8 protein-coding genes are annotated in these 13,205 nt (G+C 48.6%); all 8 read left to right on the top strand.

What is annotated here, in order from left to right; all coding sequences use genetic code 11:
- Positions 1 to 63: 63 nt before the first annotated feature.
- The 8 genes from ACY0JR_RS12280 (at position 64) to ACY0JR_RS12245 (ending at position 13,144) form a co-directional block, all read left to right on the top strand.
- Complete coding sequence (locus ACY0JR_RS12280) at positions 64 to 1,824, top strand: glycoside hydrolase family 28 protein (protein ID WP_462634389.1); 1,761 nt, start codon at positions 64 to 66, stop codon at positions 1,822 to 1,824.
- Positions 1,825 to 1,886: 62 nt separating this feature from the next.
- Positions 1,887 to 2,678, top strand: coding sequence for a rhamnogalacturonan acetylesterase (locus tag ACY0JR_RS12275; protein ID WP_462634388.1), 792 nt, complete (start codon positions 1,887 to 1,889; stop codon positions 2,676 to 2,678).
- A 989-nt stretch (positions 2,679 to 3,667) separates the two neighbouring features.
- On the top strand, positions 3,668 to 6,658 hold the full coding sequence (locus tag ACY0JR_RS12270) for a SusC/RagA family TonB-linked outer membrane protein (protein ID WP_462634387.1): 2,991 nt from the start codon (positions 3,668 to 3,670) through the stop codon (positions 6,656 to 6,658).
- 17 nt (positions 6,659 to 6,675) lie between these two features.
- On the top strand, positions 6,676 to 8,367 hold the full coding sequence (locus ACY0JR_RS12265) for a RagB/SusD family nutrient uptake outer membrane protein (protein ID WP_462634386.1): 1,692 nt from the start codon (positions 6,676 to 6,678) through the stop codon (positions 8,365 to 8,367).
- Between the two features lie 96 nt (positions 8,368 to 8,463).
- Entirely contained in the window at positions 8,464 to 10,158 is a 1,695-nt protein-coding gene (locus ACY0JR_RS12260) for a FlgD immunoglobulin-like domain containing protein (RefSeq protein ID WP_462634385.1), read from the top strand.
- A 35-nt stretch (positions 10,159 to 10,193) separates the two neighbouring features.
- Positions 10,194 to 10,661 carry a hypothetical protein gene (locus ACY0JR_RS12255; protein WP_462634384.1) on the top strand — a complete coding sequence of 156 codons (468 nt, stop codon included), beginning with the start codon at positions 10,194 to 10,196 and terminating at the stop codon, positions 10,659 to 10,661.
- An 85-nt stretch (positions 10,662 to 10,746) separates the two neighbouring features.
- Complete coding sequence (locus tag ACY0JR_RS12250; RefSeq protein ID WP_462634383.1) at positions 10,747 to 12,771, top strand: alpha/beta hydrolase family protein; 2,025 nt, start codon at positions 10,747 to 10,749, stop codon at positions 12,769 to 12,771.
- Positions 12,746 to 13,144 (top strand): VOC family protein, encoded by a 399-nt coding sequence (locus tag ACY0JR_RS12245; protein ID WP_462634382.1) that lies wholly within the window; start codon positions 12,746 to 12,748, stop codon positions 13,142 to 13,144. Before ACY0JR_RS12250 ends, ACY0JR_RS12245 begins: the two co-directional genes overlap by 26 nt.
- Positions 13,145 to 13,205: the final 61 nt, after the last annotated feature.

Raw genomic sequence — 13,205 nt, 5'->3', positions numbered from 1 at the left:
CTTGACCAATCCCTCCCGCACCTGTTGTTGAGGAGGTGTACACAGAATTTAAAGAGTAAAGATATGAGTATGAAAAAGGTATTTTCCAGCAAATTCCTATTGGCCCTCGGGTTGGTAAGTGCGGTCCAGTTTTCGTGCCAGCGAGAAACCTCTGCGCCGGCGGCAAGTGCAGCCTCAGCAAATGCCACTACGGCCGGAGTGAATGTCTCCAACGCCAGCGTAGACGCCACCATTTATGACGGCATTGAGTTCAACATGCCCAAGGTGAAGGAAACCAAGTTCCCTGACTACAGCGTGAGCATTACCAAGTACGGCGCCGTAGGCGATGGCATTACTAAAAACACCCAGGCCTTTGCGCAAGCCATTGCAGATGTGGCCGCGAAGGGTGGCGGGCGTGTGATTATCCCGCGGGGCTTATGGCTTACCGGGCCAATCGTGCTGAAAAGCAACATTGACCTGCACGCCGAGGCTGGTTCTATGGTGATTTTCAGCCGTGATTTCAACGACTATCCCTTGATTCAAACCAGCTTTGAGGGCTTGAACACCTACCGCTGTCAGTCGCCTATTTCAGGAAATAACCTGGAGAACATCGCTATTACCGGTGACGGGACTTTTGACGGAAACGGCGATGCGTGGCGGCCCGTGAAGAAAAGCAAAATGACCGATGCTCAGTGGAAGACGCTCACCAAAACCGGCGTGCTGAGCGAAGACGGCAAGACTTGGTATCCTACGGAAATCTCTAGAAAAGCCGATGCCAGAAACAACTTCAACGTGCCTGACTTCAAAACCAAAGCGGAATTTGAGGCCGTAAAAGACTATCTACGCCCAGTATTGTTGAGTCTGGTGAACTGCAAAACAGTATTGCTGGACGGACCTACCTTCCAGAACTCGCCGGCCTGGAACCTGCACCCGCTCATGTGCCAGGACATCATCCTAAGAAACCTGAACGTGCGCAATCCCTGGTATTCGCAGAACGGCGATGGCTTGGATCTGGAGTCCTGCAAAAATGCGCTGGTCTACAACAATACCTTTGACGTAGGCGATGATGCCATCTGCTTCAAGTCGGGGAAAGACAAAGACGGTCGTGACCGGGGTGTGCCTACGGAGAATGTGATCGTGAAGAACAACGTGGTCTACCACGGGCACGGCGGTTTCGTGGTGGGTAGTGAGATGAGCGGCGGCGTGAAAAACGTGCACGTATCTAACTGTACCTTCATGGGTACCGATATCGGGTTACGCTTCAAAAGCACGCGCGGCAGAGGCGGCGTGGTGGAGAATATCTGGATTTCCAACATTGACATGATCAACATTCCTACGCAGGCCATCAGCTTTAACCTGTTCTACGGCGGTAACTCGCCGGTGCTGGAAGAAGACCAGAAAGCCAGCACCGAAACCCGGGTAGAGAAATTGCTTCCGGTTACGGAAGAAACGCCTTCGTTCAAAAACATCTGGATGCGCAACATTACCGTGTCCGGAGCTGATGAAGCGGTGGCCCTGCAAGGCCTGCCGGAGATGAACCTCCAGAACGTGAGCCTTGAAAACGCTTATCTGAAAGCAAAGAAGGGAATCTCGGCGGTAGATGCTTCGGGCATCGCGCTGAAGAACGTGAAGGTAATCACGGAGAAAGGCCCGGCGCTCACTATTTTCAACAGCAAAGACATTAACGTACAGGGACTAACCTTCAACCAAACCAAGGAACCGGCGGTGAAAGTTATGGGACCGTTAACCAAAAATGTGAAACTTAATAACAAGGACTTCACTAGCGCCACTACTCAAATATCTAAAGGGAAAGACCTGGGGAAAGCCGCCGTTTCTATGCAATAATCTAAAAAGAGGGCCTAAAACAGGTCCTTTTTTATAGCTAACCCACAGATTAATTTCTGAAGATGAACAAGAAAATACTAGCAGCCTTCTTTCTGGTTTGCAGCGTAGCGGTGATGTCCTTTGTCCCCTTCAAAAAGAAGATTGTACACGTGTATCTGATTGGGGATTCTACCGTGGCAGACTACTCAGACTATGACGGCGAGGAATACATGAACAAACGTTACCCCGTTATGGGCTGGGGACAAGTTTTTAAGCCGTTTTTAGCAAAAGACAGCATAAACAAACTGAAACACCTCATCAAAGGAGACAGCGTGGTGCTCCTGGATAAAGCCCGAGGGGGCCGCAGCACCCGCACGTTTTTTGAGGAAGGCCGATGGGCGCAGGTGTACCAAAACCTGAAAAAGAACGATGTGGTCATGATTCAGTTCGGGCACAATGATGCCGCGGTAGACAAACCCGAACGGTACGTGAACCTTCAGGGCTACAAGGAATTTCTGCGCCTGTATGTGAATCAAACCCGCGAGAAGGGCGGTATTCCGGTACTACTCACGCCTGTTACGCGCAACTATCCCTGGAAAGATGGCAAGTTGGGCAACGTGCACGGCGAGTACCCACAGGCGGTGAAAGACGTGGCCAAAGAACTCAACGTACTTTTGATAGACTTGCAGCAACGCTCCATAGATTCGTTTTCGGCCAAAGGCCAGGAATATGTTTCAGCCAACTATTTTATGAACCTTCCGGCGGGTAAGTACCCAAACTACCCTGAAGGCCAGAAAGACAACACCCATTTCCAGCCCGCCGGTGCCCAGGAAGTAGCCCGATTGGTGTTTGAAGGAATGAAGGCATTGAAGTAGGCTTAAGAGCAAAGCGTTAGTTTACTAGCAAAAGTGTTTCCCCTCTATTTTCCAGAAAACAGAGAGGAAACACTTTTGCTTTTTACCCCCTTTCAAAAAGATGACAAACCTAAATGGTAAGCACATTGAGAGGTAATGATTTGAGCCATTCATTAGAACTCTCATATACAAGACACTACCATACTCTCTTAACAAGTAAGACCAAAAGTCTTTTTATAGTGAGATTTAGCCGATGAAGGACCCTTTTTAGAGAATAATAAAATTTAAGCCATAGGTTGCTTGTACTTTATTAAAAATACAATTAACTTTAATCTATAAGGGAAAAAGGTAAAGAGATAGGTTTTTAAGACCTATTTTTTTGAAAGCCTTGTGCAATCGATTGTCTTAAGAAAGTAAGACAAGCACACTCTACAAGAGAAGGAGGCAAAGTGCAGAAGGTACGGATAGAACATTTCCTTATGACATATTAGTGCTTCTCAGTCTGAGTTGTTCTGCTGGTAAAGAAATCAAGGCTAAATTTTAAAGAGTTCACTACTGTATATAGGTATCCTCCATATGATGTATTTGGTTCTACTCCTGCTGCTGGTTTCATTTTCTTTGATCAAGACTTACCAGTTGAAACAAACAAGAAGGTATTTCTCCAGCATTAGATTAGTAATAGAGAGCCTCAATCATTTCTCTGCTTTTCCTTATTCACCACTTAGGCTTCTTCGTTTTTTATTGGTTCAAAGAAAACCTATTTACCTCCACCAAAGAGTTTCCCTGTCAATGAATAGGGTACACCTTTTGTGAAATATTCTTCCAACGTACACTTGATACGCACACAAGTCTAACCTCTATAATTGAGTTCTTGAGTTACTTGTGCAATCGATTGCCTTTTGGTCTGCCAAGATTTTGTGGGCTAAATAGATGCTGTCTGAGGCTAAGTGATTCATATGTAAGTTTTCAAATCATTCACTGTTCATTTCATCACCTTAATTTATTCATTTATGAGAAGTACTTTACTTAAAAGAATTAGGTTTTTATTGGTGATTCCGCTTGTGGTCCTCACCATCATGGGGGCTGTAGCCCAAGGAAGAACTGTAAAAGGAAAAGTGGTAGATGATAAAGGAGAGGCATTAATTGGAGTAACTGTTCTTTTAAAAGGAACCTCTGTTGCCAGTGCTACAGATGTAGGCGGAAATTATTCCTTAAACATTCCTACTGAATCTGGAACCTTGGTTTTCTCTTATGTTGGTTTCAAAGCACAGGAAGTTGCTATCAATGGCAGAACCACCGTTAACGTTACCTTGGCCACAGACGCACAAACATTTGATGAGGTAGTGGTTATTGGTTACGGAACCGTAAAGAAGTCTGATTTAACTGGTTCAGTGGCCTCCGTTAGGGGAGAGGATTTGACGGCTATTCCTGTTACAAACGCCCTTTCAGTAATGCAGGGGAAAGTGCCTGGCTTGGATTTAACCGTAGGCAGCGGCCAGGCCGGAGCCGGCATAAACCTGAGTGTGCGCGGAAACAGATCAGTGAACGCCAGCAACAGTCCCTTGATTATTGTAGACGGCATCCGGTATGATGGTCCGTTAGATGTAAACCCCAATGATATTGCCTCTATGGAGGTGCTGAAAGATGCAGCTTCCACTGCCATTTACGGCTCTTTGGGAGCAAATGGGGTTATCTTAATCACCACAAAATCTGGTGCCGCCGGCAAAGCCAAATTGTCCTTTAATTCTTACTATGGCATTCAGAGCGCCAACGGATACCCAGACATGATGACGGGGCCGGAGTGGGTGCAGCTTAGAAGAGAAGCACGCAGAACCGTTGGCGAGTGGAACAGCCCCGCTGATGATGAGAAGATTTTACCTCCTGCCCAGTTTGAAAACTTCAAAAACGGTATCTGGACCAATTGGGCCGATGAGCTGATTAGCAATGGAAGCCAACAAAACTATCAGTTAGGCCTTTCAGGTGGCACAGATAAGTTGACCTACTACCTTTCCACCGAGTACTTTGATGAAAAAGGCCTCCTGAAAATGGACCAGCTAAAACGGTACAGCGGCCGCATGAACATTAGCTACAAGGTGTTGGACAACCTGAAAGTGGGCACGAACATCATGTACACCCAAAGAGACAGAGACATCCGCCGAGACCCTTTAAACCAGGCGAACAAGTTGAGCCCTCTGGGAAGACCGTATGATGAAAACGGAAATTTCCTCGTATTCCCGGTAGGAGATGCTTCTTCTTTGAACCCGTTGGTAGATGAGCAGGCAGGAGCCTACACCAACAATGATATCAACAGACGTTTCTTCGGGAACTTGTCTATTGACTATAACCCTATCAAAGATTTAACCATCACTTCCCGTTTTGGGGTGGACCAATCTAACAACAGAAATGGTTTGTTTGCGGCCACCAACACCATTGACACGGGTGCTAACGGACTTTCCCTGGCTCGGGCTGAACTAGGGAACTTCTCAAGATACACCCTTGAGAATTTCGCCAACTACTCCAAAACCCTTAATGAAAACCATGAATTCTCTGTTTTACTAGGTTCAAGTATCTGGGGTGAGAGAAGTGAGACGTTTGCGGCGCAAGGCAGAAACGTACTTTCTTCCACCTTGCTCTTCTACAACCTGGGAGCTACCCAAACGGCGTATCAGTTAGAAAGTAACCTTCGTGAAAGAAGCATGACGTCTTTCTTTACCCGGGTGAACTACAAACTGTTCAATAAATATCTCTTCACTGGTGTGCTCCGTACAGATGGTGCCTCTGTGTTAGCAGAAGGACATAAATGGGATTACTTCCCGTCTGCATCAGTAGCCTGGATCCTGAAAGAGGAAAGTTTCCTACAGAACGTAGATCCGGTAACCGATTTGAAACTTAGAGTTAGCTACGGTTTGTCTGGAAACAGCCAAATACCAGAATACATGACCTTGGGTGGTTTGGGAAGATCTACCTACGCCTGGGAAGAAACTCCAGCCTATGGCTATTATCCGGGTGCCCTGCCCAATCCAAACCTTAGCTGGGAAACAACCGCTACCACCAATGCTGGATTGGACTTCGGGTTCTTCAACAACCGGATAACGGGTACGTTAGACGTGTACCAACAGGATACCAAAGACTTGTTGCTGGAGCGCTTGCTGCCTACTACGTCGGGCTATGAGCGGGTAATTGACAATGTGGGCAAGGTGAGAAACAGAGGGGTAGAACTCCAACTGAACACGATCAACATTGATCAGCCGCAGGGCTTCAGATGGAGCTCAGATTTCAGCTTCGCCAGAAACAAAGAACAAGTGCGTTTCATTGGCGAAGGTGTTGAAAGAGACCTGAGCTTTGGGTCTAATGGCTTGCACGTGGGCTATCCTATTAGTGTGTATTTTGACTACGAGAAAATTGGCATTTGGCAGTTAGGCGAAGAAGAACTCGCTTTGAAAAACCAGCAGAGACCAGGAGACATCAGAGTGAAAGACCAGAACGGTGATGGCATCATTACTCCGGCAGACCGCAAGATCATTGGCAACAACGTTCCTGACTGGACACTTGGCGTAACCAACCGGTTCAGCTACAAAAACTTTGATTTGTCTGTGATGGTGTTCGCCCGTATTGGCCAGACCATCACCAGCGAAGCCGCCAACTCCTATAAAGTAGACGGGTTGGAGAACGGACCAATGGTAGACTACTGGACTCCTGAGAACCCAACCAATGCTTACCCAAGACCAAACGCCAGCACCAGCAGAGCCAGTACCCGGTACTACTCTACCCTGCAGTATGTAGATGGTTCTTTTGCCAAAGTGAGAGATTTGACCTTGGCCTACAATTTTCCAAAGCCTCTTATCAGCACCCTAAAGCTGTCAAGACTGAGAGCATATATGACGGCTAAAAACTACTTCATTTTATATAGCAAGATCAAACCGTATGACCCTGAAAGAGGAGGCGCCCTTAGCTTCCCAATGACTAGACAGTTGGTATTTGGTCTGAATGTAGAATTTTAAGAACGGGAAGATTCCTTATGAAAAAGTTTGTTTATAAATGCTTGCTATCGGTTAGCTTACTGTCAGCCGTTTCCTGTGAATCTTTTCTGCAGGAGGAAAACGTTTCTGGCCTCACCTCCAACACGTACTACAATACTGTGGAAGGCATGGAGAGTCTGGTGAACTCTTTGTACACGCCCATGCGCTTCTGGTACGGCAAAGAAAATGGGATTGCCATGTCTGAGTTGGGTACTGACATCTTTACCCGGGGCAGTGGCATGGAAAGTCCGCCCATTGCGCTCTACAACTCAGATTTGTCTGGCGCCAACTCAGCGGTTACGTTTTACTGGACTCGCTTTTACGCCGCTCTGAACGCGACTAATGCCGCTATTTCCAGAATGCCTACTTCGCCGCTGCCCTCCAACCTCAAGTTGATCAGGGAAGGAGAAGCCCGGTTCTTGCGGGCGTTTTACCTGTGGCACATTGTAGAAACCTGGGGAGGCGTACACCTTTCCACCACGGAGACCATTGGGGTGCAAACCACTGCTAACCGTACACCAGTGGAGCAGTTCTACAACCAGATTTTTGAAGACCTGCAATTTGCCGCCACTAATTTACCAGTGACAACCAGCCAGTATGGACGGGCAACCAAGCCAGCCGCTGAAGCCTTCATGGCCAGAATGTACCTGTACCGCAAGAACTACGCAGAGGCATCCCGCTTGGCTAAAAAGGTGATTTCAGACTACAGCTTCAAACTGGTGCCAACATACGCTGCCTTATGGGACATCAACAACGTGAAAAACACAGAGGCCATCTGGATTGTCAACTTCACGGCAGACCTGATCCTGAACCGCGAGTTTGACGGCTTAACCAGTTCTTCATCAGATGACATTCTCTTGCGCGATGGCGGAAACAACTCACACTTGTTCTATCTCATGACTTATGATCAGTTGCCCGGCATGCAGCGAGACATCCGTTACGGCCGTCCGTTTGCCCGGTACATGCCTACTGCCAAACTGTTAGATTTGTTTGATGAAACCAAAGATGCCCGTTACAACGCTACCTTTGAAACAGTTTGGTATTCTAACAGACCTGGTACCTACACTGTTACCACAACCACCGGTGCCCAGCGGCAGGTAACCTTCAAAGCAGGAGACACTGCCATTTACGCCACCAAGTATGTGGTGCCAAATTCAGTGAAAGACACCAAGCCGTACACCATCATTGACCGAAGCAGAACTTATGATGCGAATGGTACACCGCGGGTAAGAGACCGGTATATGTCGTTGAAGAAGTTCCTGGACCCATCCCGCTTAACCATCTCTCAACAGCAAGGCAAACGTGATGCTTTTGTGATCCGGCTTGCCGAAATGTACATGATTGCCGCAGAAGCGGATATGATGCTGGGTAATACCGAAACGGCTCTTCAAAGCATCAATGCCGTGAGAAGGAGAGCCGCCCTGCCGGGCAAAGAAGCTGCTATGGAAATTACGGCAAGTCAGTTGAACATTGACTTCATTCTGGATGAACGGGCTCGTGAATTTGCCGGCGAGCAACAGCGCTGGTTTGACTTGAAACGGACAGGTAAACTGGTAGAGCGCGTGAGAGCCTTCAACCCAGATGCAGCTCCCAATATTCAGGAATTCCATAACCTGAGACCAATACCGCAGGCTCAGTTGGATATCATTACCAACAAAGGAGAGTTTACTCAAAATCCAGAATACCGTTAACAGTTGATTAAAACAGAGGAGAGAAGATCTTTCCTCTCTTTTATATTTTCTGAGAATTTTAACTTCAGTGATGAAGTGAAGTTTAGAAAGACAAACATGCTTAAAAAGATATTGGTATTTGTTCTTTTCGGGTGTATTGGAAGTCACCTCCAGGCACAGCAGTTGGCCTTTCCGGGTGCCGAAGGGTTTGGGCGATACACCACTGGTGGCCGGGGAGGAGCCGTCCTAGAAGTAACCAACCTGAACGATTCTGGGCCGGGAAGTTTACGGGCAGCCATTACTGCCACAGGTGCCAGAACGGTGGTGTTCCGGGTATCTGGCACCATTGCGCTGGCTTCTGGTATGACCATTAAAAACCCCAACCTCACCATTGCCGGGCAAACCGCCCCCGGCGACGGCATCTGCCTCAAGAATTATCCGGTGACGGTAGACGCCGACAATGTCATTATCCGGTACCTTAGGTTCAGGATGGGAGACGAGGCAAAGCAGGAGGGAGATGCGTTTGGAGGCCGTTTTCACAAAAACATCATCATAGACCATTGTTCCATGAGCTGGTCTACCGATGAGTGCGTGTCTTTTTACGCCAATGAGAATTTCACCTTGCAGTGGAGTCTTATTTCGGAGAGTCTGCGAAACTCAGCGCATGCCAAAGGCGCGCACGGCTACGGCGGCATCTGGGGCGGCAAAAACGCGTCGTTCCACCACAATTTATTGGCCCACCATGACAGCCGTAACCCGCGCTTGGGCGAAGAGGCCGGCAAAGCCTTCGCCTTCACAGACCTGGTAGATGTGCGCAACAACGTCATGTTCAACTGGGGCAACAACAGCATGTACGGCGGCGAGGCCATGAACGTGAACATTGTCAACAACTACTACAAACCAGGCCCGGCCACCCTCAAGAAAGATCGTATTGTCTCGCTGGACAAAAACAAGATAGAGGGCACCGAGGTGTATGACCGCTGGGGTAAGTTCTTCATTGCGGGCAACTTTGTAGAGGGTAGCCCCCGCGCTACTGCTGATAACTGGACATACGGCGTTTACAATCAATTCCACAACAGCTATGGCACCGTGCCAGACGCAGATAAAGCGGCGCTCAAGATAGACGTTCCGCACCCCATCCAGAATAACGTGACCACACATACCGCCCAGGAAGCGTACGAACAGGTGCTGAACAAAGCCGGGGCTTCTCTGAAACGGGATGCCGTAGACCTGCGTGTGGTGGACAATGTGCGCAGCAGAACCTTCACGGCCCCAGGCTCCAACGGAAGCACCAACGGCATTATTGATAGCCAGAAAGATGTAGGCGGCTGGCCTGCGCTGAACTCCCTTCCGGCCCCCGCCGATACCGACAAAGACGGCATGCCCAATGAATGGGAAATCCAGAAGGAGTTAGATCCGGCCAATCCGGCAGACCGAAATCTGGACCGGAACTCAGATGGCTTTACTAATCTGGAGGAGTACCTGAACAGTCTGGTGCAGGCGGGCAACCTGACCAGTTCGCCTGCGTCTCAGCAGGGAGCCAACACAAATCCGTTTCCGAACCCTTTTTCAAATTCCACCTCGTTTTCTTTCCTGGCAAAGCAGCGGGGCTTGGTACAGGTAAACGTAACTGATGTAACCGGAAAGAAAGTGGTAACGTTGCTTGATGCTCCCGTGAGTTCGGGTACTCATACCATTAACTGGAACGGAACAAACGCAGGCGGAAGAAAACTGCCAGACGGTATTTACTTCATCTCGGTTCAGGCTGAAAATGAGAAAACCACAAGAAGGGTGGCCTTTGCGAAGGAATAAGTTTTATAAGAGTAGAATAATTGAAATTATATATAATGATGAATTTAGGATTCTATGAAAACAAGATTATTTCTGAATACATAACAGATGATATTGGCATTGACTTAGAAAAGATTGGGAAAAAGAATACGGAAATAAGTATCCCTATTGACCCAAGGAAAAAAGAACTTATTAGCATTAGAACATTATCACATGAGATTCTGGAAATAACAAGCTTCTTAAAGTCAAAACAACTTGAGTATAGAAGTACAGGCGACTCTAGAAGGTTGTTATGGTTCAGGATAAACGTGATAGACCAAGCAGTAAACCAATATTTAGGGATAGGATACATAAATATTGAACAGAGCTGGTTAAAATTCATAATTCACTCCTTAAGTCATGATAAGGCAGACCAATCTGGAGATGGGATATTTGCCATTATAGACGAAGATTTTAATTGGGCTGTGGAATTTACACTCTCACAGGATGATAATTGCTTTATCATTAAAAAGTTTGAGAAATAACCCCATACGCCAACCCCTAAGACTCAGTCTTCGGCCGACGGCCTCGCCGTTGTTTAGCCAAGTCAAATAAAAGAGAGCAATAAAGATGAAATCTTTTTTCAGGAATATATCCTACACGGTTGCACCAATGCTGTTTCCGCTGTTGCTAGGAAATGCACTAGCGGGGCAGGCGCAGGTATTACCGTTCAAAGCGCAGACAGTGTACAATGCGTACCTGGTGCGAAACCTGCACAACGTCTATGACCAGCGGCGCGAGAAATTAACCCAAGCTTTGGCTTCCGCCGAAGGCATGCAAGCGTACCAAGCCCAGGTGAAACAGCAATACTTGGCTACTTTGGGCACTTCCCCCCAAAAGCAGCCATTAAACGCAAAAGTCACCCGAACAATTAAACAGAAAGGCTATACGGTAGAGAATGTGGTGTATGAAAGTAGGCCTAACCACCACGTGACCACAAACTTGTACGTGCCGTCAGGCAAAGGTCCGTTTCCGGCGGTGATTCTGATGAACGGGCACGAAATGACGGCAAAAGCAACGGAGTCTTACCAGAAAACAGCCCGGCTTTTTGCTTCCAACGGCTTTGTGGTGCTCTCCATAGATCCTTTCTCCCAGGGCGAGCGCGTCCAAATGACCGACAAAACCGGAAAGTCCCTGACCAGAGGCTCCACTACTGAACATACTCTCTTGAACGCCGGGGCCAACCTGGTAGGAACCAGTGTGGCGGCTTACATGCTCTGGGACAATGTGCGCGGACTGGATTATCTGGAAACTCGGCGGGAAGTAGATAAAACCAGAATAGGGGCCATCGGAAACTCGGGAGGGGGGACCCAAACAGCCTATCTGCTGGCCTATGATGACCGCATCAAGGTGGCCGCGCCGTGCAGTTATTTTTCGCAATACGACCGGTACATTGATCTACCCGGTGGTCAGGACGGTTGCCAATTTCTACCCAACGAAGGCAGCCTAGAAATGGCAGATTTCATCATCGCGGCTGCGCCGAAACCCGTTTTGATTCTTGCAGGAGAGAACGATTTTGTAGACCACCAGGGCACCCTGAAAGGCTTTGAGGAACTGAAAAAGGTGTACCGCACCCTGCAGCAACCCGATAAAGTAAAACTCTTTGTCTGGCCAGACGGGCACGGCATCTCCCAGCCCAAGCGCGAGGAAGCCGTTACCTGGTTCAGGAAATGGCTTTACCAAGACGGCAAACCCGTGAAAGAAGGCGACCTGGGTACCTTGCCAGAGAAGGAACTATGGGCCACTACCACCGGCCAGGTAACAACCGCATACCCCGCAGAAGCTACTGTTCAGGAATTAAACCGTTTGCAGTTTCAGCAGCTGTCCTCGCAACGCCAAGCCTTTATGGCGCAAAATGAAGCAGTGCTCAAAGCGAAAGTGCAAGAAGTAATCGGGCTTAGGCTGAACACGAACCCTGTTTTTACCGAGGTGAACGGCAGTAGCCAGGGCAAGGGATACCAACTGGAGAAAAGAATTCTGATGCGCCAGGGCGAACTGCCGGTGCCTGCCATGATCTATTCGCCCGTTGGGAAAGCGAAGCCCACCAAAATGGTGATTAAGTTAACAGACCAGAGCAAAGGAAAAGAGGCACTCGCCAAAAACGATACGCTGGTGCAGAAACAGATGCAGGCCGGCGCGGTGCTGGTACTGGCCGACCTACGCGGCATGGGCGAAACCAAAGATGACCCCAAACTGAACGACCCCAAGTACTGGAGCGATGAATACCGGAACGCCGTGCTCAGTCTGCATCTGAAAAGGCCTTTGCTGGGCCAACGGGTGCAGGATCTGGTCACATTGTTGGATTACCTGAAAAGCCAGCCGAACTGGGAAAACGTACCGGTTTACCTGGAAGCCGATGGCGTTTATGGTCCGGTGGTCACCCACGCCGCGTTCCTAGACAACCGCATCAGCCAGGCCACCATCAGCAACGCCATCAGCAGTTATGAAGAGTTTTTAACCAATCCGCTGCAGAAAGATGCGTATTCTAGTGTAGTGCAGGGTATTTTGCAGTATTATGATTTGCCAGATTTAGTGAAGCAAGCTGGCAGTCGCATTAAACAGACACCAAATGAAATTAGAGCACTTCGCCCTTAACGTAGAAGAACCGGTGGCCATGGCGGCCTGGTATGTGCAACACGTGGGTATGCGCGTGATACGGCAACAGAAAGAAGCCCCTTTTACCACCTTCCTCGCCGATGACAGCGGGCGTGTTATGGTAGAGATTTACCTGAACCCCGCAGAGGAAGTTCCGCCGTACCGAACCATGAATCCGTTACTGGTGCACCTGGCGTTTGTGTCAGAAAACCCTTCTGAAGACCGGGAACGCCTTTGTGCGGCCGGCGCCACGGTGGTAGCTGACCAGCAACTGGAAGATGGCTCGCACCTCATCATGCTCCGCGACCCCTGGGGGTTGGCCCTGCAACTCTGCAAACGAAGCACGCCCATGCTAGCCCGAAACGAATGGTAACGCGAGCTCTGTTAAACGCCTGATTTTCGTAAAATAGCCCTAAAGCACTCCTAAAGTACCC

The sequence above is a fragment of the Rufibacter sp. JT3400010 genome, from assembly GCF_054956755.1.
This window is presented reverse-complemented; position numbering and strand designations above follow the sequence as displayed.